The sequence below is a fragment of the Carnobacterium iners genome (assembly GCF_900177385.1).
Classification (GTDB): Bacteria; Bacillota; Bacilli; order Lactobacillales; family Carnobacteriaceae; genus Carnobacterium_A; species Carnobacterium_A iners.
Genome location: NZ_FXBJ01000002.1, coordinates 2,014,682 through 2,037,207, shown reverse-complemented (window position 1 = coordinate 2,037,207; position 22,526 = coordinate 2,014,682). Strand labels below are relative to the sequence as shown.

Annotated in this window: 22 protein-coding genes and 1 pseudogene; 18 read left to right on the top strand and 5 right to left on the bottom strand. The window is 33.7% G+C overall.

Going from position 1 to position 22,526, the window contains the following annotated elements; translation table 11 throughout:
- Positions 1-8: 8 nt before the first annotated feature.
- From fabF to B9Y54_RS09655, 11 genes are all read left to right on the top strand, one after another.
- Positions 9-1,253: a beta-ketoacyl-ACP synthase II gene (gene fabF / locus B9Y54_RS09705; protein WP_085560064.1), complete on the top strand. Its 1,245-nt coding sequence runs from the start codon at positions 9-11 to the stop codon at positions 1,251-1,253.
- A complete protein-coding gene (gene accB, locus B9Y54_RS09700; protein ID WP_085560063.1) occupies positions 1,253-1,747 on the top strand; it encodes an acetyl-CoA carboxylase biotin carboxyl carrier protein in 495 nt (164 codons plus the stop codon). Before fabF ends, accB begins: the two co-directional genes overlap by 1 nt.
- A gap of 14 nt (positions 1,748-1,761) precedes the next feature.
- Positions 1,762-2,193 (top strand): 3-hydroxyacyl-ACP dehydratase FabZ, encoded by a 432-nt coding sequence (gene fabZ / locus B9Y54_RS09695; protein WP_085560062.1) that lies wholly within the window; start codon positions 1,762-1,764, stop codon positions 2,191-2,193.
- Between the two features lie 4 nt (positions 2,194-2,197).
- Positions 2,198-3,565 (top strand): acetyl-CoA carboxylase biotin carboxylase subunit, encoded by a 1,368-nt coding sequence (locus B9Y54_RS09690; RefSeq protein WP_085560061.1) that lies wholly within the window; start codon positions 2,198-2,200, stop codon positions 3,563-3,565.
- A gap of 30 nt (positions 3,566-3,595) precedes the next feature.
- Complete coding sequence (gene accD, locus B9Y54_RS09685; protein WP_085560060.1) at positions 3,596-4,444, top strand: acetyl-CoA carboxylase, carboxyltransferase subunit beta; 849 nt, start codon at positions 3,596-3,598, stop codon at positions 4,442-4,444.
- Between the two features lie 47 nt (positions 4,445-4,491).
- Complete coding sequence (locus tag B9Y54_RS09680) at positions 4,492-5,274, top strand: acetyl-CoA carboxylase carboxyl transferase subunit alpha (RefSeq protein WP_085560059.1); 783 nt, start codon at positions 4,492-4,494, stop codon at positions 5,272-5,274.
- A gap of 161 nt (positions 5,275-5,435) precedes the next feature.
- Positions 5,436-6,392: a tetratricopeptide repeat protein gene (locus B9Y54_RS09675; protein WP_085560058.1), complete on the top strand. Its 957-nt coding sequence runs from the start codon at positions 5,436-5,438 to the stop codon at positions 6,390-6,392.
- Between the two features lie 132 nt (positions 6,393-6,524).
- Positions 6,525-7,805: a trigger factor gene (gene tig / locus B9Y54_RS09670; protein WP_085560057.1), complete on the top strand. Its 1,281-nt coding sequence runs from the start codon at positions 6,525-6,527 to the stop codon at positions 7,803-7,805.
- Between the two features lie 235 nt (positions 7,806-8,040).
- Positions 8,041-9,285, top strand: coding sequence for an ATP-dependent protease ATP-binding subunit ClpX (gene clpX / locus B9Y54_RS09665; RefSeq protein WP_085560056.1), 1,245 nt, complete (start codon positions 8,041-8,043; stop codon positions 9,283-9,285).
- A 211-nt stretch (positions 9,286-9,496) separates the two neighbouring features.
- Complete coding sequence (gene yihA, locus B9Y54_RS09660; protein ID WP_085560055.1) at positions 9,497-10,099, top strand: ribosome biogenesis GTP-binding protein YihA/YsxC; 603 nt, start codon at positions 9,497-9,499, stop codon at positions 10,097-10,099.
- A gap of 44 nt (positions 10,100-10,143) precedes the next feature.
- Positions 10,144-10,461 (top strand): nucleoside triphosphate pyrophosphohydrolase family protein, encoded by a 318-nt coding sequence (locus tag B9Y54_RS09655; protein ID WP_085560054.1) that lies wholly within the window; start codon positions 10,144-10,146, stop codon positions 10,459-10,461.
- Between the two features lie 36 nt (positions 10,462-10,497).
- Here B9Y54_RS09655 and B9Y54_RS12565 read toward each other — a convergent pair whose 3' ends face one another.
- Entirely contained in the window at positions 10,498-10,644 is a 147-nt protein-coding gene (locus B9Y54_RS12565) for a hypothetical protein (protein WP_177173731.1), read from the bottom strand.
- Between the two features lie 423 nt (positions 10,645-11,067).
- Between B9Y54_RS12565 and B9Y54_RS09650 the strand changes: the two genes are divergently transcribed.
- From B9Y54_RS09650 to B9Y54_RS09635, 4 genes and pseudogenes are all read left to right on the top strand, one after another.
- A complete protein-coding gene (locus B9Y54_RS09650; RefSeq protein ID WP_085560053.1) occupies positions 11,068-11,313 on the top strand; it encodes a transporter substrate-binding domain-containing protein in 246 nt (81 codons plus the stop codon).
- On the top strand, positions 11,265-11,744 hold the full coding sequence (locus B9Y54_RS09645; protein ID WP_159446081.1) for a type 2 periplasmic-binding domain-containing protein: 480 nt from the start codon (positions 11,265-11,267) through the stop codon (positions 11,742-11,744). The genes B9Y54_RS09650 and B9Y54_RS09645 overlap by 49 nt, the downstream gene beginning before the upstream one ends.
- Before the next feature lie 37 nt (positions 11,745-11,781).
- Positions 11,782-12,132 carry an ABC transporter permease subunit gene (locus B9Y54_RS09640; RefSeq protein ID WP_085560051.1) on the top strand — a complete coding sequence of 117 codons (351 nt, stop codon included), beginning with the start codon at positions 11,782-11,784 and terminating at the stop codon, positions 12,130-12,132.
- A 224-nt stretch (positions 12,133-12,356) separates the two neighbouring features.
- A pseudogene (locus B9Y54_RS09635) lies at positions 12,357-13,077 on the top strand (amino acid ABC transporter ATP-binding protein).
- Positions 13,078-13,192: 115 nt separating this feature from the next.
- On the opposite strand, the gene B9Y54_RS09630 reads toward B9Y54_RS09635, so the two are convergent.
- From B9Y54_RS09630 to B9Y54_RS09620, 3 genes are read right to left on the bottom strand one after another with little or no spacing between them, the layout of a single operon-like run.
- Positions 13,193-15,085 carry a PTS fructose transporter subunit IIABC gene (locus tag B9Y54_RS09630; protein WP_085560050.1) on the bottom strand — a complete coding sequence of 631 codons (1,893 nt, stop codon included), beginning with the start codon at positions 15,083-15,085 and terminating at the stop codon, positions 13,193-13,195.
- A gap of 15 nt (positions 15,086-15,100) precedes the next feature.
- Complete coding sequence (gene pfkB / locus B9Y54_RS09625; protein ID WP_085560049.1) at positions 15,101-16,021, bottom strand: 1-phosphofructokinase; 921 nt, start codon at positions 16,019-16,021, stop codon at positions 15,101-15,103.
- Entirely contained in the window at positions 16,018-16,770 is a 753-nt protein-coding gene (locus B9Y54_RS09620) for a DeoR/GlpR family DNA-binding transcription regulator (RefSeq protein ID WP_085560048.1), read from the bottom strand. Before B9Y54_RS09620 ends, pfkB begins: the two co-directional genes overlap by 4 nt.
- A gap of 214 nt (positions 16,771-16,984) precedes the next feature.
- Between B9Y54_RS09620 and B9Y54_RS13205 the strand changes: the two genes are divergently transcribed.
- Together B9Y54_RS13205 and B9Y54_RS09605 are read left to right on the top strand one after the other, a co-directional pair.
- Entirely contained in the window at positions 16,985-17,140 is a 156-nt protein-coding gene (locus tag B9Y54_RS13205; RefSeq protein ID WP_085560047.1) for a GntR family transcriptional regulator, read from the top strand.
- Positions 17,141-18,358: 1,218 nt separating this feature from the next.
- Complete coding sequence (locus B9Y54_RS09605) at positions 18,359-19,678, top strand: IS1380 family transposase (protein WP_085558730.1); 1,320 nt, start codon at positions 18,359-18,361, stop codon at positions 19,676-19,678.
- A 268-nt stretch (positions 19,679-19,946) separates the two neighbouring features.
- Here the strand turns inward: B9Y54_RS09605 and B9Y54_RS09600 are convergent, their stop codons facing one another.
- On the bottom strand, positions 19,947-20,669 hold the full coding sequence (locus B9Y54_RS09600) for a peptidylprolyl isomerase (RefSeq protein WP_090005100.1): 723 nt from the start codon (positions 20,667-20,669) through the stop codon (positions 19,947-19,949).
- A gap of 444 nt (positions 20,670-21,113) precedes the next feature.
- On the opposite strand from B9Y54_RS09600, the gene obgE reads away from it, so the two are divergent.
- Positions 21,114-22,427 carry a GTPase ObgE gene (obgE, locus tag B9Y54_RS09595; RefSeq protein WP_338061326.1) on the top strand — a complete coding sequence of 438 codons (1,314 nt, stop codon included), beginning with the start codon at positions 21,114-21,116 and terminating at the stop codon, positions 22,425-22,427.
- Positions 22,428-22,526: the final 99 nt, after the last annotated feature.

Sequence of the window (22,526 nt, the reverse complement as noted above, 5' to 3'; positions counted from 1 at the left end):
ACTTTATAATGACAAATCGTGTAGTAATTACAGGAATGGGTGCAGTTACCCCTTTAGGCAACACAGTTGATGAGTTTTGGAATGGGTTAAAAGAAGGTAAAAATGGTATTGGACCAATTACGAAATTTGATGCAACTGAAACAGGGATAAGTGTTGCTGGCGAATTAAAAGATTTTGATCCAACAAAATATATGCCTCGCAAAATCGCTAAAAGAATGGATGAATTTTCTAGATACGGTGTTGCTGCAGCTGTTCAGGCTGTTGAAATGAGTGGAATTAACACAGAAAAAACGGATATGGATCGTTTTGGAGTAATCGTAGGTTCTGGTATTGGTGGATTAAATGCGATGCAAGAACAAATTATAAAAATGCACGACAAAGGACCACAACGTGTAGCTCCACTTTTCGTTCCAATGGCAATAGGCAATATGGTTGCAGGCAATATTTCAATTGCAATTGGCACAAAAGGAATTAACACTTCTATTGTGACAGCTTGTGCATCAGGGAATAACTCTATTGGAGAAGCGTATCGTAATATTAAACATGGCTATTCAGACGTTATTCTAGCAGGTGGAGCAGAAGGAACAGTTGATGAGATTGGTATTTCTGGTTTTGCTGCATTAACGGCGCTTTCTACTAGTACAGATCCAGATCGTGCATCTATTCCATTTGACAAAGAACGTACTGGTTTTGTAATGGGTGAAGGAGCAGGAGTTTTGATGCTAGAAAGTCTAGACCATGCATTAGGAAGAAAAGCAACAATCTACGGTGAAATTGTAGGATATGGTTCGACCGGAGATGGTTATCATATGACTGCACCAACACCTGATGGTAGTGGAGCTGGAAAAGCGATGATAAATGCTATGGAAGAAGCGGGTATTGCACCAGAGACTGTTGGCTATATCAATGCTCATGGAACAAGTACACCAGCAAACGATTCTGCTGAAACAATGGCAATTAAATATGCATTCGGCGAAGAATTAGCTAAAAAAGTTGCGATTTCAAGTACTAAAAGTATGACAGGGCATTTATTAGGTGCTGCTGGTGCAATTGAAGCGATCGCATGTATCAAGGCACTTCAAGAAGGTTTCTTACCTCCAACAATCGGCTTGAAAGTCCAAGATGAAGCATGTGAGTTGGATTATATACCAGGAGTAGGTAGAAAGACTGAAACGAAGTATGCTTTAAATAACTCATTAGGATTCGGTGGCCATAATGCTGTCACTTGTTTCAAAAAATGGGAGGGTCAATAATGGATTTCAATCAAGTTAAAGAACTACTTGCACTAGTCAATCAATCTGATTTAACAGAATTTGATTTGCAAATGGATAATGTTTCAATGCGAATGAGTAAAAATACACATTCTTTACAAAGTGCTCAACAGCCAAATAATGATACTCGTTCAAATGAAGCTCCCTCTAGTGTGAAAACTACATCGACTAAACCAGAAATGATTTTAAAAAAAGATGAGACGATTAAAGCTAATGAATCTGAGATAGAACAAGTAAAAGAAGGAAACATGATTCTGTCACCTTTGGTTGGTGTAACGTATATGTCTTCTGGGCCAGATCAACCTATCTTTAAGAAGGTCGGCGATCCGGTTATAGTCGGAGATGTTCTTTGTATTGTAGAGGCAATGAAATTAATGAATGAAATTAAAAGTGAAGTTGAAGGAACAATTGCAGAAATTTACGTAGAAGATGAGCAGGTTGTTGAATACAATCAGCCACTTTTCAGAATTATATAGGGGGAATATAAAACATGACTAAAATGAATATTGCAGAAATCCAAGCCTTAATTCCAAATCGTTACCCAATTTACTTTATTGATCGCGTTGATGAAATGATACCAGGGGAACACGTCACGGCTTTAAAAAACGTAACTATTAATGAAGAAGTTTTTCAAGGGCACTTCCCAGGAGAGCCTGTTTTACCTGGCGTTTATATTTTAGAAGCATTGGCGCAAGCTGGTTCTATTCCATTATTAACATTAGATCGATTTAAAGGTCAAACAGCTTATTTAGGTGGAATGAATAAAGTGAAATTCCGTAAAAAAGTCGTTCCTGGTGATCAATTAATGCTAGTTGTAGATATTATTAAATTAAAAGAGTATGCAGGTATCGGTAAAGGCGTAGCATACGTTGATGGAAAAAAAGTTTGTGAAGTTGAACTAACTTTCATTATTGGAAGATAAACAGATGTTTAAAAAAGTATTAATAGCGAACCGTGGAGAAATAGCTGTTCGAATCATTAGAGCTTGCCGCGAACTCGGTATTCAAACAGTAGCTGTTTATTCAGAAGCTGACCGTGATGCCTTGCATATGCAATTAGCCGATGAGGCAATTTGTATAGGACCAGCAAAAGCGACAGACTCTTATCTCAACATGCAAAGCATTTTAAGTGCTGCAGACGTAACTAACTCTCAGGCTATTCATCCTGGTTTTGGTTTCTTATCAGAAAACAGTACTTTTGCTACGATGTGTCAAGAAATGAATGTTGTTTTTATTGGACCAGATTCTGAAACCATTGAACAAATGGGGAATAAATCTAATGCAAGAGACTTAATGATACAAGCAGGTGTGCCCGTTATTCCTGGAAGTGATGGCTTTATCACCGATACTGAAAAAGCTAAAGAACTTGCAGATAAATTGGGTTATCCAGTTATGTTAAAAGCTGCTGCCGGTGGTGGTGGAAAAGGGATTAGAAAAGTTTATAAAAGTGAAGAACTAAATGCTGCTTTCAATAGTGCTAAAACTGAGGCTAAAGCCGCTTTCGGAGACGACCGTATGTATATGGAAAAAATAATTGAACATGCACGTCATATTGAAGTTCAATTGCTAGCCGATCACTATGGAAATGTTATTCATTTAGGCGAAAGAGATTGTTCTCTACAGCGCAATAATCAAAAAGTTATCGAAGAGTCTCCTTCTGTTGCTATAAGCGAAAAGCAACGCAAAGAATTAGGCGATATAGCCGTTCGTGCTGCAAAATTTGTAGGCTATAAAAACGCTGGGACGATTGAATTTTTATTAGATCAATCTGGTCATTTTTATTTTATGGAGATGAATACACGAATACAAGTAGAACACCCAGTTACTGAAATGGCAACTGAAATTGATATTGTTAAAGAACAATTAACAATTGCTAGTGGATATAAACTGACAATTAAACAAAAAGATGTTAGAATTACAGGCCACACAATTGAATGTCGGATTAACGCAGAAAATCCAGCATTTAACTTTGCGCCCTCACCAGGTAAAATTACTTATCTAATGATGCCCAGTGGCGGAAATGGATTGAGAGTAGAAAGCGCAATGTTCGCGGGCTATGTTATTCCTCCTTATTACGATGCGATGGTTGCAAAAATTATTACTAAAGGCGCTGACCGCGCGGAAGCTATTGCGAAAATGAAGCGTGCTTTAGGTGAGTTAGTTATCGAAGGAATTATCAGCAATCAATTCTTTCAAGAAGATTTATTGGCAGACGAACGTTTTGTCAACGGATCATACGATACTAGCTTCTTACAAGATACCTTTCTTAAAGAATGGAAACCACGTGTTGAATAAGAGGTATCAAGTGTAAAAAGAGGTGAGAAAGTGAGACTGTTTAAAAAAAGAGCTTTTATACCCATTACTAAAAGTTCACGATTGGAAGACGAGAAAGATGCTGCGAAAGTTCCAGAAGGAATGTTTACACAATGTCCAAATTGTAAACGATCCATTTATGGAAAGGATTTGGGCTCTGAAAAAATTTGCCCAAAATGTGGCTATACATTTAGAATAGACGCTAAGAAACGAATTAAATTAACGGTAGATGAAGGAACTTTTGAAGAATGGAATGTAGATATTGCTTTTAAGAATCCTCTTGATTTTCCAAATTATGACGAAAAAATTTCTAACGTACAATCTAAAACTAATTTACATGAAGCGGTTGTAACCGGTAAAGCTTCTATTGAAGGTATCGAAGCAGCGATTTGTGTGATGGACTCTCATTTTATTATGGGTAGTATGGGCAGTGTTGTAGGAGAAAAAATTACAAGAACACTTGAACGTGCCACAAAAGAAAAGTTGCCTATCGTTATTTTTACGGCTTCAGGTGGTGCTCGCATGCAAGAGGGAATCTTATCCTTAATGCAAATGGCTAAAATCAGTGCAGCGGTAGCGCGACATAGTAAAGAAGGCTTATTGTACATTACTGTTTTAACAGATCCAACAACTGGTGGTGTGACCGCAAGCTTCGCTATGCAAGGCGATATTATCCTATCGGAGCCAAGAGCACTAGTCGGCTTTGCAGGAAGACGAGTTATCGAGCAAACAATCAAAGAAACCTTGCCGGATGATTTTCAATTAGCAGAGTCTGTCCTAAAAAATGGATTTATCGATAAGATTATTCCTAGAGTAGACCTAAAAGAAACACTAGGTCTTATTTTAAAACTGCATCAATAAAATTAACTATCTAAAAAAGAGAATTTATATAGAAGAAGGTGAAACAATTGAATGAAGCAAGTGAAATTGTTGTTCTATCTAGAAAAACATCTCGATTGACAGCTTTAGAAATCTTTGAAGAAATTTTTGAGAATTTTATAGAGTTTCATGGAGATCGTTCATTCCGCGATGACAAAGCTATTGTAGGTGGAATAGCTACTTTAAACGGACAATCTGTTACGGTGATTGGAAATCAAAAAGGTCATGAGTTAACAGAAAATATCGAACGCAACTTTGGTTCCCCACATCCAGAAGGGTATCGAAAGGCTTTGCGTTTGATGAAACAAGCTGAAAAATTTCAAAGACCAATCATAACGTTCATTAATACATCAGGTGCTTACTGTGGTGTTCAAGCAGAAGAACGTGGCCAAGGAGAAGCAATCGCTCGAAATTTAATTGAGATGAGCCAGTTGAAGGTTCCAATTATTTCTCTTATTGTTGGAGAAGGTGGAAGTGGTGGAGCTCTTGCGCTAGCGATGGGGAACCAAGTTTGGATGATGGAACATACAATGTATTCTATTCTTTCACCAGAAGGATTTTCTTCTATCTTATGGAAAGATGCTTCAAGAGCTGGTGAAGCTGCTGAGATAATGAAATTAACAGCTGCGGATTTATTAGGATTGGATATTATTGATCAGATTATTCCAGAAACAGATCAAAATATTTTGTTGGATAATGGAACAATTTTAGAAAATCTGAAATCAAAATTAATTGGAGCACTGAATGAATTAACACCTAAATCACCTAGTGAATTAATCGAAGAAAGATACCAAAGATTTCGAAAATATTAAAAAAAGCACACAACTTATTTAACCTTTTAACTTTTCTTTAATTTTTGGATAAAGTCTATTAGGTTAATGAAGTTGTGCTTTTTTATTGCATACATAAAAATAATTAGAATCATTAGTGTGTTACACTAAATAAAAAAGCATAAAAAGATTGGGTGAATAACGTGGGTGAAAAGATTGAATTTCCTAAAAACTATGAGACGTATTTAAAAAAGGCGATTGACTCTTTCGATTTAGGCAATATGAAAGAAGCCATTCTTTTTTTTGAAAAAGCCTATGCTATTAAACAAGAGCTAAATATAAATTCATTTTATGTTACGGCACTTTATCAAAATGGACAATATAAAAAAGCTAAAATTATCGCAGATAAGGAAATAAACTATTATAAGAGTGAAGATAATTTAACTCTTTTTTATGTAACTATTTTAATTAAAGGACATTTTTTTATTCAGGCAGAAAAAATAGTGAAAGAGAAATTATCACAAACGAATGATAGTGACTTAAAATGGCATTCTCAACTCGAAAGTATCGAAAAAGAAAAAGAGCAAGTAAGAATACAAAATGAAAAAAAAAATGAAACAATAACAAAAAATATTTTTTCGATGGGAAATCAATCGTTTGAAAAACAAACACATACGCTTAAAGAGGCAAAAGAATTACCTTTGCCACAATTTATAAAAGCAGCTAGTAGCTTATTAAGTAACCCATATGTTAACAGTATAGTTAAGACGACTACGATTGAATACCTAATCGATAGAAAAGTAGAAAATGCAATTATCTTAGAATGGTTCGGTGAACAACGGGTAATTAAACCAATAGAGATGCTTCCAATAGCAAAAACTAGAGCCGTTCAAGAAATAGAACTTATTTTAAAAGAAACAATCGAAAATAGCGATCCAATATTATTTGAAGTGATTAGTCAAGAAGTAAACTTGCATTTTATGATTTTGTATCCCTTTATTGATGAAGTAATAAAATCGCCAAGCGAATGGGTAACATTGTACCTGAAAAGATACAATCAATTGCATGAAGGAAGCAAAGATGAGAAAGAATCTGTAGCGCAGAAAAAAATAGAAAAGTGGATGTATCGATTAAATGAAGAAATACAAACATGGATTTAATTAAAAATATGGAGTAAAGTACAGTCTTTGGCCTGTTTGTATTTACAAAAATAAAGGTATAGTGTAAGATTAAGGAGTATGCAATTTTGAAAAGAATTGTCAAATAATAGACTGTTTCGGAGGGAAATATAAATGACTGTAAATTGGGAAAAAAAAGGCACTAACGATGGTGTATTAACATTTGAAATTTCAGAAGAAAAAATTAAAGAAGGCATGAATACAGCCTTTAACAAAGTAAAAGGAACGTTGAGCGTACCTGGTTTCCGTAAAGGTAAAGTAACACGTCAAGTATTCAACAAAATGTATGGCGAAGCTTCTCTTTATGAAGATGCTCTAAATGCTGTATTACCAGAACAATATGAAGCAGCGCTTGTAGAAGCTAGTATCGAACCTGTTGCTCAACCTAAAATTGATGTTAAATCAATGGAAGCTGGACAACCTTGGGTTATTGAAGCAATTGTTACTGTAAAACCAGAAGTTAAATTAGGTGAATATAAAGGTTTAACCGTTGAGAAACAAGATCGTGAAGTTACTGATGTTGACGTAGATGCTGATTTAGAAGCAAAACGTGAACAGCAAGCTGAACTTGTTTTAAAAGCAGCAGCAGCAGCTGAAGGCGACACTGTTGTGATTGACTTTGACGGGTACAAAGACGGAGTTGCATTTGATGGTGGAAAAGGTGAAAATCATTCACTAGAAATTGGTTCAAACTCATTCATCCCCGGTTTCGAAGAACAATTAATCGGAACTAAAGCGAATGATGAATTAGATGTAACGGTTACTTTCCCTGAAGAATATCATGAAGAAGATTTAAAGGGTGCTGGAGTAGTCTTTAAAGTAACTGTACATGAAGTGAAAGCAAAAGAATTACCTGCACTGGATGACGAATTTGCCAAAGATGTAGACGAAGATGTTGAAACGTTAGTTGAATTAAAAGAAAAAACAATGAAAAAATTGGTTGAAGCAAAAAATGCTGCAGCAGATGAAGCTCTAGAAGAAGCAGCTATTCGTCAAGCAGTTGACAATGTTACAATTGAAGAAATACCAGGCTCAATGATACATGACGAAGTTCACCGTCAAATGGATACATTCCTAAATGATATGCAACGTCAAGGTGTTTCACCTGAAATGTATTACCAAATGACAGGAACAACAGAACAAGATTTACACAAACAAATGGAAAGCGATGCTGAATTAAGAACACGCACAAACCTAGTTCTTGAAGCAATCGTTGAAGCAGAAGCATTTGCGCCATCTGAAGAAGAAGTAGAAGCTGAAATTAAAGAATTAGCTGGACAATATGGAATGGAAGAGAAAGCTGTTCGTGCTGCGTTAACTCCAGACATGTTGAAACACGATATTTCTATGAAAAAAGCTATTGATTTAATTACATCTACATCTGTAGAAAAATAAATAACCTAGACTAATTTCGTTGAAAAAATTGAAGGAAAGAACTTCAAAGGGTAAGTAACTTTTGAAGTTCTTTTCTTTACTATCGTAGAGTACGCGTAGATCATTAAAGCAAGAATTATGGAAAATAAAAATAGAGTATGCTATGATTATATGAGTTTGAAAGAGCTTATTAATGTTAAAATAATGAGTCATTGTTTTAGTAAGCATGAATGAGAATAGAGGTGGACAAATAATTATGTTTATTGATGAAGAAACAAAAGGTCCTATAAATTGTTCATTTTGCGGAAAATCACAAGATCAAGTGAAAAAAATAGTTGCAGGTCCAGGAGTTTATATTTGTAATGAATGTATCGACTTATGTAAAGAAATCATTGATGAAGAATTTAGTGATGCAGGTTATGGTGAGTTCTTAGAAGTACCTAAACCACAAGAAATTAGAAGGATTTTAAATGATTATGTTATTGGGCAAGAACAAGCTAAAAAGTCTCTTTCAGTAGCGGTTTATAATCATTACAAACGAATTAATCAAGTAGAATCACAAGATGATGACGTTGAATTACAAAAAAGCAATATCTGTTTGATTGGACCTACTGGTTCAGGAAAAACATTCCTAGCGCAAAGTTTGGCACGTATTCTAGATGTTCCGTTTGCTATTGCGGATGCAACTAGCCTGACTGAAGCTGGTTACGTTGGTGAAGATGTTGAGAATATCTTATTGAAATTAATGCAAGCTGCCGATTTTGATGTAGAACGTGCTCAAAAAGGAATTATCTATATCGATGAAATCGATAAGATTGCTCGTAAAGGAGAAAACGTCTCTATTACACGTGATGTTAGTGGAGAAGGAGTTCAACAGGCTCTCTTAAAAATATTAGAAGGTACAGTAGCTAATATCCCCCCTCAAGGAGGAAGAAAGCACCCTAATCAAGAATTTATTCAATTAGATACAAGCAATATTCTATTTATTGTTGGAGGAGCCTTTGACGGTATTGAAGCAATCGTTAAAAGTAGAATGGGAGAAAAAGTTATTGGTTTTGGTTCTTCTAAAAAAATGGGGAATAGTGACGAAAGTGTTATGCAAAAAATTATCCCTGAAGATTTACTAAAATTTGGTTTAATACCAGAATTTATTGGAAGATTACCAGTTATGGCTGCTTTAGAAAAGTTAACAGAAGATGACTTGGTTCATATTCTTACTAAACCTAAGAATGCGCTAGAAAAACAATATAAAAAGTTATTGTTGTTAGATAATGTAGAATTAGAATTTGAAGAAACGGCTCTTAGAGAAATTGCTAAAAAAGCAATTGAACGCAATACTGGTGCCCGTGGTTTACGTTCAATTATTGAGAATATTATGTTAGAAATTATGTTTGATTTACCAAGTCGTCCTGAAATTTCAAAATGTGTTATAACGGACGAAACAGTTAATGGAAATGGACTTCCTGTTTTCTATAATGAAAAAGGAGAAAAAATCGATTAAGTCTTTATAAAATAGTAATTTATTTTTAACCTTCAAAAAGGTATCTTTTTGGAGGTTCTTTACTTTTTGGACTAAGGGCTTTCAAAACAACTTTAAGAATGAAAACAGGATAAAACAAATACTATTCTTTTCTGGAAAAGAAAAAAATGTTATTGATGTCTATTTATGTTAAAATAATGAAAGAATTCAGTTAAGAGATGGAGATAAAAATATGAAAGTTAATAAAGCTGATATTGTAATCAGTGCTGTTTCACCTGCCCAATATCCAAGAACTGGTTTACCAGAAGTTGCTTTAGCAGGGCGCTCAAACGTTGGGAAATCTTCTTTTATAAATACATTAATCAATCGAAAAGGATTAGCCCGTACGTCAAGCAAACCAGGAAAAACACAAACACTTAATTACTATATTATCGAAGATAAGTTTTATTTTGTTGATGTTCCTGGATACGGGTATGCGAAAGTTTCTAAAACAGAACGTGCAAAATGGGGAGAAATGTTAGAAACTTATTTCACTCAGAGAGAACCTTTAAGGGTGACTCTGTGTGTAATTGATTTTAGACATCCAGCTACAGTAGACGATAAGCAGATGTATCAATTTCTTAAACACTTTGGCATTCCTATAATTGTAGTAGCAACAAAAGCTGATAAAATACCTAGAAGTAAATGGAATAAGCACACAAAAATATCTAAAGAGTCTCTTGGTTTTGATCCAGAAGATGATTTTGTCTTATTTTCATCAGAGACTGGTGAAGGTAAAGACGAGGCATGGGGATTAATTGAAGGATACCTAGCTAAGAAAAAAAATAAAGATTAATTGAGTTGGAATGTATTTGGATAATTGAAAAAGGGGTTTTAAAAATGGAATTTAATGAATATCAAAAACTAGCAAGTCGCACTTTGTATGGAAATGAACAAGTATTAACTAATTGTGCATTAGGAGTGGCCAGTGAATCTGGGGAGTTAGTAGATTTAATTAAAAAATATACGTTCCATGGACATGATTTAGATAAGAAAGAGTTAGTGAAAGAAATGGGAGATGTTCTTTGGTACTTATCTCAAATTGCCGAGTGGGCAGATATACCTTTTGAGACAGTTGCTATCCAAAATATCGAAAAATTAACAAAACGTTACCCAAATGGTTTCTCAGAAGAACAAAGTAGAAAAAGAATAGACTAAAATAAAACAACTCTCTTCCTATCGAAGAGAGTTGTTTTATTTATTTTTTTTATCAGGATTTATTTTATTTTTATCTACTTCTTTATCAGTCTTTTCTTTTGCACTGGGTGCTTCTTCAGGATCAAGTGCAAATTTTGAAAATAGTTCGTCGATGCTTGTATCGGATTTAAAAAACTGTCCCATAAAAAACTACCTCCTACCTTATGATTTAATTTAGTTGTAAGTCTAGTTTAACTCTATTAATGGTAAAATGCTACTATTTCATTTTGCTGGCGAGTTAAAAAGTTATTAGAATAGGTGATTATCTAAGTAGTAGGGAATATTTCATTCGTTTTTTTATGATTAAAACAAACTAATATTGCATAAATATTCTCTTTCTATTAGATTACATAAGACTTAAAAATACAGGAGGAAATAATGATAAAAAAATGTTTGTTATTTTCACAATTTTTTTACTATTATATTTTTACCATCTTTGCCTGTCTTAGTAGCAGATGAATCAGTAGAAAACATCAAATTGAAAGGTACATTAGTTGTAGGAACAAGTGTAGACTTTCTACCATGTGAATTCATGCAACAATTGACGGAAAAGATAATATTGTTAGTATGGATATTTCTATTGCAGAAAAAATTGTAGAAGATTTAGGTGTCAAATTAAACGTTAAAGATATTAGATTTGATATTTTATTGTCGGCTTTAGAAGTTGGTAAAGTAGACATAATATTAGCAAGGATGAGTGCAACAGATGAGAGAAGAGAAAGTGTAGATTTTTCAGATGTTTACTACATAGGTGGGGAAATATCGTGGTTTGTCCGTCAGACAATGAAATCTATACATCTAAAGGAAATTTGAATGCTAAAAAGATTGGTGTACAAACAGGTTCAATTCAAGAATCAATAACAAAAGATCAAATACCAAAACCTTCTATTATGAGTTTATCAAAGATAACTGATTTAATCTTAGCTTTAAAGACCAATAAAATAGAAGCGATTATTATGGTAAAACCTAGTGCAATGGCATACGTAGCAAATAATACAGATTTAGCTACATTTGAGGGGAATTTTAAAGTAGAAGGAGATGATCAAGGTGCAGCAGTAGCTGAAAAAAAAGCATCGAGTAATATTGTTGTAGCGATTAATCAAACTATTGCAACAATAAAAGAGAATAATTCAACTGAAGAATACCTGAAAGAAGCTGGACAGTTATTAAAAGAAAGTCAAGGACTACAAGAACAAACTAAAAGAAAGTCAAGGACTACAAGAACAAACAAAAACATTGATTAACTATTGACGCTATTTTGCTAAAGAAACAAATTACACAATCTTAATTTCTGTCGTAGGTGTATTTTTTGGAAGTATCCTACGAGTTATCTTGTCTTTAATGAGAATATCAGAAAGAGAGTTCATTCGTATTCTAGCAACAGCGTATGTAGAGTTTGTTAGAGGAACGCCAATGGTCATTCATATTACGTTCATTTACTTTGCAGTAGGCTACTTAATTAATATCCTGGCGTTTGCTTTAGATATTATAGCTGTATCTTTAAATAGTGGAGCTTATATATGTGAAATTATTCGTTCGGGGCTATATTCTGTTGATAAGGGGCAAACTGAAGCAACAAGAAGTTTAGATATGAGCAAACAGATAGCTATGTGCTATATTATTTTTCTGTAGGCACTAAAAAATATTTGGCCAGCTTTGAGTAATGAATTTATAACTGTTATCAAAGAGAGTTCAATTGTATATTATTGGAGTAAGTAATTTAATTTTCCAAACAAAGATTGTGCTATCACATTCTTATAGAGGAATTGCTCCTCTAACAGTTACAATGGTTATCTGCTTTATGTTAATATTTAGTTTAACTAAACTATTGAACTATTATGAAAGGAAGACGAATCATGATCGAATTTAAGCACCTAAAGAAGAGCTTTGGGGAAAATGAAGTTTTAATAGATATTAGTGGAGAAGTTAAAAAAATGAAGTGGTCGCTATTATTGGATCTTTAGACGCTGGTAAAAGTACTTTATTAAGGTGTTTAAATTTATTGGGAATTCCTACTAGTGGTGAAATTACTTTTGAGCAGAATATCTTAGCAGCACTAATTGAAAATAAAGTAAATAATTTAAGAGAGAAAATTGAAATGGTTTTTCAGAGTTTTAACTTATTTCCTAATTTATCGGTAGCAGAGAACTTGAAAATTACACTAATTAAAGTCGTTAGAATAAATGAAAAAGAAGCCTAAGAACAGGCGAAAAAGTTATTAAATCAAGTAGGTCTTTCGGATAAAAAAACTCTTTTCCCGCCAGTCTATCGGGTGGACAACAACAACGAGTTGTGATTGCTAGGGCTTTGGCAATGAATCCTAAATTAATGCTTTTTGATGAACCAACATCCGCTTTAGATCCAGAAATGATTGGAGAAGTCTTGAGAGCTATTCAAGATTTAGCTGAAACAGGTGTGAAAATGATTATTGTTACTTACGAAATGGGTTTTGCTAAGGAAGTAGCAGACCGTGTTATTTTTATGGATGCTAGTTATATTGTTGAAAAAGGAATACCAGAGCAGCTATTTGATTATCCGCAGCAAGAACGAAAAATTTTTTTAGCTAAAGTTCTTTAACGAATACTTAAAGTAAGTTAGTTTAGTCAAAACAAAACAAAACCCGTATTCGTTTCTCTTTTGCTCATGTGGATGGCAAAGGATAAAACGAATACGGGTTTTTTTATTTATTACGTTAGCTTAATTCTTCAGTGATTGTTTTCTTCCAAAAACCTAAAATTAATGCAGAGATAACCATTCCAATGGCTAAAGTTACTAAGAACAATAAGGCGTGATTAGAAAGACCAATCGCAAAAATACCACCGTGTGGAGCAGGAATAGAAATATTCCAAAATTGTGTTAGTCCGCCAGCAATTGCAGCTCCTACAACAGATGAGGTGATGACTCTCAAAGGATCCGCTGCAGCAAAGGGTATCGCACCTTCAGTGATAAACGAAAGACCTAGGATATAATTTGTTAGTCCAGATTTTCTTTCATCTGCTGTAAACTTATTTTTGAAAAGAGTACTTGCTAAAGCGATAGCTAGAGGAGGAATCATCCCACCAGCCATTACAGCTGCCATCAGACTACCATCGCCTGTATCTGTGAAAATACCAATTGAGAAGGTATATGCAGCTTTATTGAACGGTCCGCCCATATCGATAGCCATCATTCCACCTAGTAAAGCTCCTAACAAAACAGCATTTCCAGTACCTAAGTTTTCTAGGAAGTTAATCATAGCTGTATTAATAGTAGAGAAAACTGGATCAACAATAAAGTACATTAAGAAACCAATAATTAATAAAGAAAGAACAGGGTAAAGTAAGATTGATTTTAGACCTTCTAAAGATTTAGGTATTCCTTTTAATACTCTTCTTAATAGAAGGATAGAGTAACCCGCAATAAATCCTGCAGCTAATCCGCCTAAGAAACCAGCATTGCTTTCTACTGCCATAAAACCACCAACCATACCAGGCATAAGACCGGGTCTATCACCGATACTCATTGCAATATAGCCGGCTAAAATTGGAATCAAGAATCTAAAGGCATTGCCACCTAATGAATTGAGGAAAATGAAAATTTCACTCTTATCACCAAAATAGGGTTCAACTAAGAAAGATAAAGCTAACAAAATTCCGCCACCGACTACAAATGGAAGCATATGAGAGATGCCGTTCATTAAGTCTTTATATACTTTACTTAAAACAGAACCACCCTCATTGTCTTCTCTATTTGAATTGCCACTATCGTTGGCATAGTAGATAGGAGCTTGTTTATTCATTGCTTTTTCGATTAGTTCCGCAGGTTTACGAATTCCATCACTTACAGGACGTTGAAGTAAATGTTTTCCATCAAAACGATTCATTTCAACATTTTTATCTGCCGCTATGATAACACCCGCAGCTCGCTTAATATCATTTGCTGATAAGCGATTCTTGACACCTTCAGTCCCGTTTGTTTCAACTTTGATATCAATATTCATTTCAGCAGCTTTTTTCTTTAATGCATCTTCCGCCATATAAGTATGAGCGATACCAGTAGGACAAGCAGTAACTGCAATAACGAATGGACGAGAAGTGTCTTGTTTAGGGGTTTCTTGATCTTTTTGTTCTTCGTGTTCTTTTTCAAGTCGTTCTTTCTCAGCATTTTCAAATAAAGAGTGGACCTCTTCAGGCGTATTCGCATTTCTTAACGATGCAACAAATTCGGGACTAACCAACAGTCTGGCTAAGCTCGCTAGGGCCTGTAAATGAGTATCGTTTGCACCTTCTGGAGCGGCAATCATAAAAAATAAATGAGTAGGTTGACCGTCTAAAGCCTCATAGTCAATCCCATTTGAACTTTTAGCAAAAAGTACTGTAGCTTCATTAACAGCAGCATTTTTAGCATGTGGCATGGCAATTCCGTCGCCAAGACCCGTAGATGTTTGTGCCTCGCGATCCAAAATTCCTTGTTTGAACAAAGCTATATCACCAATACGATTTTGGGCAGCTAAGCTAGCAATCATTTCATCAATGGCTGCTTCTTTTCTTGTAGATTTTAAATCCATAATCATGATATTCTTAAGCAATAAATCAGTTATTTTCATTGGAGTTCCTCCTAATTAGATTGTATGAATTAAATGAATGGAGACTTGAGAAATTAATTGTTCAACTTCATCTTTCTTAGCTAAGTCATCTGAAAAAGCAGTCGCACTTCCGGTAGCTACACTCGTTTTAAAAGCTAGTAGTGGATTTTTTTCTTTTAGTAATGTACCAATAAATCCAGCAACCATTGAATCACCAGCACCGACTGAATTTTTTACTATGCCTTTTGGAACATTAGATTGATAAACTTCTTTAGCTGAAAAGAACAAGGCACCGTCACCAGCCATTGAGATAAGGGCATATGTCGCACCTAGTTCAATTAATTTTTTTCCATAGGGAACCATTTCTTCAACTGACTGAAATGAAACGTTAAACATTTCAGCTAACTCGTGATGATTTGGTTTAACAAGTATAGGAGAAAAAGCTAGAGAATCTAGCAAAGTCTGCCCAGTTGTATCCATAACAAATTCAGCGCCAGTAGATTTTATAGCTAATATAATGCGTTTATAAAAATTTTTTGGCAATGATTCTGGTTGGTTTCCTGAGAGAATAACGACGTCAGTAGAAGAGATTTTTTCAATTTCTTTTAAGAACTTAGCCGCTTCGTTAACAGAAATCACGGGCCCAATAGCATTTATTTCAGTTTCCTGATTGGATTTTAACTTGACATTAATTCGTGTATCTTCTTTTATAACTGTAAAATGTGTATCTACTTTTTCTTTAATTAGCCAATCTTGAATGAATTCGCCTGTAAAGCCACCTAAAAAGCCTAAAGCGACTGAATGGTGTCCTAATTGTTTAAGCACCCTAGAAACGTTTATTCCCTTTCCACCTGGTAACTTAAGATCACGAGTCATACGATTTAAGGAACCTAATTTAAAACTAGGAACCTCAGCAATATAATCAATGGAGGGATTGAGTGTAACGGTATAAATCATTTTGCATCCTCCTTTATTGTTGTTTGACTAAAATAATTCTTATACAAAATTGGATCTAAATGTTGAGTTAAAATGGTTGCATCCTCTAATTCAATAACTTTAGCAAAACTGACTTTATTAAATTTTGTTTTATCAGCTAGTATAAATGTTTTTGAACTGTGTAAATGAGCTTGTTTTTTTACTGCCGCTTCTTCAATATCAGGAGTTGTATAACCGAATTCACTATCAATCCCATTAATACCTAAAAAACATTTATTAAAGCGATAATTTTCTAATTGACTGATTGTTGTAGTTCCAATAATAGCTTTTGTCTTTAACTTTATATTTCCACCAAGTAAAATAGTTTTTGTCTGTTGGTCGGCTAGTAATACAGCATGTTGAATTCCGTTTGTGACAACTTGAATATTCTTATTTTTTAAATAAGGAATTAAGTAAAGAGTGGTTGTCCCAGCATCTAAGAAAATTGTATCGTTTTCTTTAATAAAAAGAGCAGCAAGTTTAGCAATCTCTTTTTTTTCTTGAACGTTTATGGATGATTTTTCAGATATCGATAATTCTTCGTCTAAATGATAAACTTTTTTTGCACCACCGTGAATTCTAGAAAGCTCGCCAAGCTCTTCTAATTGAGCTAAGTCTCTACGAATAGTCGACTCAGAACAGTTTAAATAGTGCATTAATTCTTTTGATTTCACAAGTCCATATTCTCTTAATTGGGTAAGAATATAAGTATGACGTTCTTCAGTTAACATAGTTATTCTCCTTTCATAAAAATAATACCACCAAAAACGTTCAAAAGCAACCAAAAAGAGTAATCGTTTTCATTTATTGGGAAAAACATTCCATTTTTATACTTATTATATAGAAACGGATACTGATAGAAAGGAGTTAGTTACTGTTTATTCATACTAGACTATAAAGCAATTTTCTAATTTATATTTAACTAATTTACGACTGATTTATTAGATAAAATTAGACGTTATAACTAAACAGCTATTGCCTGAAGAGACCTTACCCAGTGTTCGTATTTTAGCGGGGGATATAGGAATAAATATGTACACTATAAGTAAGGTATACAAGCAACTAGAATTTAAAGGAATATTATTAAATCTGAAAAAATAGATTTGAAGTAAAAGAATTTGATCGTATAGAAATAAACAAGTCTAAAAAAGACGCTTTCTATCTAAATTTATCGGAATAATTAATGCAGCTGTTTTTTAAATAACCGATTAAGAACTTGAAGAGATGAAAGTGGCTATCACTAATCAGCTGCAAGAAAGGAGTTTAAAATTAGTTTGTTTATTAGTTATACAGTAATTTTATTGTTAATGATAGACTCAATTATGGGTTTACTGCCCTATATTGGAAGACAGGGATTAGAATATGGAATGATTATTTCGGATAATGAGGGAACTCACTTTGAGTTAGAAAGATGGAAAAAATCTATTTTTTACTCAATATATTTAGTGGAGCGATTATATCGTTACTATTTTTATCATGATGAAGAGTGAGGATACAGTTCAAATAAACTGATATTTAGGTATATATACTAGTGGTATCCATTTTAATTAGCCTAATTTCTTATCTGGTTATTAGAAAACATCTAAAGAATTTAAAATTATAACTTATTATCCATTGTGGAATCAATTTAACTCCAGATAGATTTGCAGATAAATCAATTTCAACTATTTTTGTAATGATTGATTTTTAAATAATAATGACCATCTTTTTTTATATCTAATTATTCACGCAAAAAAATTACTCAATCCTAAATATTCAGCTCAATCTAGTTATAAGAGTAAAGCCTATAGCTAATCTTGATTAAGATTCACCTTAATCATTTCAATTGCTGCATAATTTTTACTAAGTGATGTTCAGTTTGCATCTGTTATTTTTTCGAATACAGAAGAAAACAGATTTATTTACGGAGTTATTTCAGTATATATGGTTATTTTGTCTACAGAGTATGGTCAAAGTAGGAGTCGATATAATTAAACAGACAATCAACAACTAGAAGTAAATGATGGTGAGAATGACGACCATTGGAAGTTAGGATTATCTTATTATAATCCGGATGATCCGTCGATTTGGGTAGAAAAACAGTTTTGAATTGGAACAACATCTAATATGGCTAGATAGCAAAGTTGGGGTATATTATTAAGAATTATTTAATTTGTTTATTGTCCCTGAATAATTCATAGCTTTTCTAAAAATACTAATCGATGTTGATTTTACAGCGTTTAAACTAATTTGCTTTATCACCCATTAGGTGATGAAAAAAGAACCCCTTTCTGCTATGGTTATATCATCACAACCAACCAATAGAAAGGGGTTCTCTCAATGATTACTTTACAAGAAAAAGCAATGAAATTCAATAACCATTTATATGTCTCTCATACAGGTGGTCGTTTATCGAGTGATTCAGGATTAATTTTAGTTGATGAATTAATGGATACTTTTCATTTTGAAGAATTGTCAAAAAAACTCACTTCATATAATGAAAATCGTCGTTATTGGAAACACACTAACCATAAAATTTTAAAACAACTAATTCTTCAACTAATTGCTGGCTATAAAGCTGATTCGTCTGCGACTATCTTACAGTATGATCCAGTATTACAAACTCTGTCACAAGAAGAGTGTTTGGCTTCTCAACCGACTATCTCTCGGTTTCTTGATCGCATTACAGACCAAACGATTAATGATTTACAAACCTTTAATCAAACATTAATTGACCAAGCGAGATTTGTTCGCAATGATATGAATATGATTATTGATTTGGATTCTACACACTCTGATACCTTCGGTATTCAGGAACAAACAGATTATAATGCCCACTATCGAACAAACGGTTATCATCCATTAGTCGCATTCGATGGATTAACGGGCGATTTTTTAAAAGCTAAACTTCGTTCAGGAAATCAATACACGTCTAAAGGAGTTAAAGAGTTTCTTGAACCGTTATTAGATCATTATAATCAAGCAGTCCCTACGACAGATATTTTAGTGCGTGGAGATAGTGGATTTGCAACACCTGATATTTATGAGTTATGCGAAGAATATGGGTCAAACTTTGTCATTCGCCTAAAACATAATAATAATTTATACCGATTAGCAGAAGAGTTTGTGTATTACGACGATAATTATCCTTGGAATGAAAAAGAAGAATACTATTATTCCGTTTCCTATCAAGCAGCGTCTTGGTCTAAACCGCGTAGAGTATGCATTCAATCCATTCGAGAAATGGGTGAATTACTTTTCAAGCATACGTTTATTGTCACAAATTTTTCAGAAAATATTTCATCAAAACAAGTTTTTAAGACGTATAAAAAGCGTGGTGCTATGGAAAACTACATTAAAGAAGCAAAAAATGGTTTCTATTTTGATAAGACAGATAGCCCTAAATTTATTGAAAATCATGCACGTATGATGATAAGTGTCCTTGCATACAACCTAATCAATTTTTTGCGTACAACTTGTTTTGATAAAAATTATAAAGGACTTCAAATTAATACGATTCGTCTTCGCTTATTCAAAGTAGCTGGCAAACTAGTGAGTACTGCGAGAGAAATGTATCTAAAAATTTCTAGTTCGCATGTTTATCAAGCGGAGTTTTATGCCGTCTTTAATCGAATCCAAAGGATTCGGCATTATATTTAAAAACTCCTTAATTTTTTTTAAAAAAACCAATCAAAACCAAGGACCAACTATGCCCAAAATTCGTAATTTCTTAATGAGAAACCAATAAATAAATGAATTAAGTACCAAAAAGTAAAACTATTAAACGTTAATTTGAAAAAAATTTGAAAAAAGTGTGTTAATTGATTAAAAACAACAAAAAATTAAAGGTATGAATTATTCAGGTTGTCATTGATTTTATTTTAAGTTATATAAAAAAACGAAGACAAGGCGCAACCTTGTCTTCGTTTTATTCACGTATAGTAATAGATTCAATTGTGACCGGAGTTAGTGGTAAATCATTATTAGTTGTTTCCGAAGATGCAATACTGTCAACAACATCCATTCCTTCAATTACTTGACCAAAAACGGTATAGGAGCCGTCAAGAGATGGATATCCACCGTTTTTATAAGTTTTTACAATTTCATTTGGAGTTGTTTCAGAAACAGAATGGGACATATCTTGCTGGTTTTGAACAATAAAGAATTGGCTTCCGATTGATATTGGTGCATTTGTCTTAGCCATCGATAAAGCCCCTCTAGTATGGTAAAGATGATCTGAAGTTTCTACTTCGAATGGCTCGCCCCATAGACTTTCACCACCCAAACCAGTTCCTTCAGGATCGCCACCTTGGATCATGAAATCTTGAATAACACGATGGAAAATAGTTTTATCGTAGTAGCTTTTTTCGCTTAGGCCTACAAAATTCTCTACAGCTTTAGGGGCAAATTCTGGAAATAATTTGATTGAAATAGTTCCCATAGAAGTAACGATTTCAGCTCCTATTTCGTTTTCTCCTACACTATTTAATAGCTGAGGGAAATAATCAGCTTCAATAACGTCACTTTCTTTTTGACTGTCAACATTTTGTTTATCAGGAATAATATAAAAAAAGCCGTAAATAATCATTGCGACTGCTACTATAAGTAATAAACCTCCAATTATCAATTTATTAAATTTCACGTTACACATCCTTTAATTTTCTCTCCATTATTATACGATAGATACTTAAATAATCATACAATTAAAATGAAATTATTTTTTTATATGTAAAAGACCAAATTTATAATGAAAGAAAGAGTTGTATGATACTTTTGAAAACCTTTTTTATCTTATACGTACATGATACTTAAAAAAATTAGATTATTATCAGCTATATTTCTAGAATTATTATCAGCAATATTTTTAGGTTTAAATAGACAAAAAGGTAAAATACACGTACAATAGAAAGTGGATTAAAATGGGGTATACTCACAATACTTCATTTTTTTAGAGGATACGTGATGAAGAACAAACTTGATTACATCTTGGAACAAATGTAACAACAAGGATTATCGGTACATCTAAAGAGTAACCCAAAAGATAAAATCAAAGAAATCTCTCATAAACTCAAAAAAAATGAGGAGGAAATTAAAAATGTCAATGTTTTTAGATCAAGTAACAATTAGTGTGAAAGCCGGAAATGGCGGTAACGGAATGGTAGCGTTCAGACGCGAAAAATATGTTCCTGATGGTGGTCCTGCAGGTGGTGATGGTGGACACGGCGGTAGTTTGATTTTTATCGTTGACGAAGGATTACGCACATTAATGGATTTTCGTTTTAATCGCCATTATAAAGCTGAAGATGGAGAAAACGGAATGAGTAAAAGCATGCACGGTAGAGGTGCTGGGGATAGTTTAATTAAAGTCCCACCAGGAACCATTGTGCGTGATATTGATACGGGTATCGTCATGGGTGATTTAATTCATGAAGGACAACAATTGGTTGTTGCAAAAGGTGGCCGTGGTGGTAGAGGAAACAAACGTTTTGCTACACCAAGAAACCCTGCACCAGAAGTTGCAGAAAATGGCGAACCTGGCGAAGAACGTAATTTAGAACTTGAATTAAAAGTTCTTGCAGACGTAGGTTTAGTAGGATTTCCTTCAGTTGGGAAATCGACTTTACTATCAATAGTTTCTTCGGCACGTCCGAAAATTGGTGCCTACCATTTTACAACTTTGGTTCCTAATTTAGGAATGATTAAAATGGAAAACGGGAAAAGTTTTGTTATGGCTGACTTACCTGGATTAATTGAAGGAGCTTCACAAGGGATTGGATTAGGTATTCAATTTTTACGTCATATCGAACGTACTCGTGTTATTTTACATGTTATTGATATGAGTGGTAGCGAAGGTAGAGAGCCTTATGATGATTACGTGACGATTAATAATGAATTAGAAAGTTATGATTTACGGCTAATGGAACGCCCTCAAATTATTGTAGCCAATAAAATGGATGTACCAGGTGCAGAAGAAAAATTAGCAGAGTTTAAAGAACAATTACGACTATTAAAAGAAGACGAATACGAAGATGATATTCCCGTATTCCCAATTTCTGCTATTACGCATAAAGGTATTTCTAACCTACTTAATGCGACTGTAGATATATTAGATGTAACTTCTGAATTCTTGCTAGAAGTCTTAGATCAAGAAGAAGAAACAGTGCTATATAAACATACGCCTGAAGAAAAAGGTTATGAAATTAACCGGGATGCAGATGCTTCATGGGTACTTTCAGGAGATAAATTAGAAAAATTATTCAAGATGACTAACTTCGAACACGAAGAATCAGTCCGTCGTTTTGCTCGTCAATTGAGAGCGATGGGAATTGATGAAGACTTACGTGAACGCGGAGCTGTTGATGGCAATATCGTTCGTATTATGAAATATGAATTTGAATTTGTTGAATAAAGGAAAATCTAAAAAAGTAATCCAATTGCTCGTTAATTGGATTACTTTTTTTTTAGCTCTTTTAAATATCGCTAAATAATAATAAGTTTGTTAAAATAG

Coding starts and splice junctions, on each gene's coding strand:
- fabZ (WP_085560062.1), top strand. CDS start 1,762: ATGACTAAAATGAATATTGCAGAAATCCAAGCCTTAATTCCAAATCGT.
- B9Y54_RS09600 (WP_090005100.1), bottom strand. CDS start 20,669: ATGTGTAACGTGAAATTTAATAAATTGATAATTGGAGGTTTATTACTT.
- fabF (WP_085560064.1), top strand. CDS start 9: ATGACAAATCGTGTAGTAATTACAGGAATGGGTGCAGTTACCCCTTTA.
- B9Y54_RS09605 (WP_085558730.1), top strand. CDS start 18,359: ATGATTACTTTACAAGAAAAAGCAATGAAATTCAATAACCATTTATAT.
- clpX (WP_085560056.1), top strand. CDS start 8,041: ATGTTTATTGATGAAGAAACAAAAGGTCCTATAAATTGTTCATTTTGC.
- tig (WP_085560057.1), top strand. CDS start 6,525: ATGACTGTAAATTGGGAAAAAAAAGGCACTAACGATGGTGTATTAACA.
- B9Y54_RS09690 (WP_085560061.1), top strand. CDS start 2,198: ATGTTTAAAAAAGTATTAATAGCGAACCGTGGAGAAATAGCTGTTCGA.
- accB (WP_085560063.1), top strand. CDS start 1,253: ATGGATTTCAATCAAGTTAAAGAACTACTTGCACTAGTCAATCAATCT.
- B9Y54_RS12565 (WP_177173731.1), bottom strand. CDS start 10,644: ATGGGACAGTTTTTTAAATCCGATACAAGCATCGACGAACTATTTTCA.
- obgE (WP_338061326.1), top strand. CDS start 21,114: ATGTCAATGTTTTTAGATCAAGTAACAATTAGTGTGAAAGCCGGAAAT.
- B9Y54_RS09655 (WP_085560054.1), top strand. CDS start 10,144: ATGGAATTTAATGAATATCAAAAACTAGCAAGTCGCACTTTGTATGGA.
- B9Y54_RS09630 (WP_085560050.1), bottom strand. CDS start 15,085: ATGAAAATAACTGATTTATTGCTTAAGAATATCATGATTATGGATTTA.
- B9Y54_RS09620 (WP_085560048.1), bottom strand. CDS start 16,770: ATGTTAACTGAAGAACGTCATACTTATATTCTTACCCAATTAAGAGAA.
- yihA (WP_085560055.1), top strand. CDS start 9,497: ATGAAAGTTAATAAAGCTGATATTGTAATCAGTGCTGTTTCACCTGCC.
- pfkB (WP_085560049.1), bottom strand. CDS start 16,021: ATGATTTATACCGTTACACTCAATCCCTCCATTGATTATATTGCTGAG.
- B9Y54_RS09650 (WP_085560053.1), top strand. CDS start 11,068: ATGGATATTTCTATTGCAGAAAAAATTGTAGAAGATTTAGGTGTCAAA.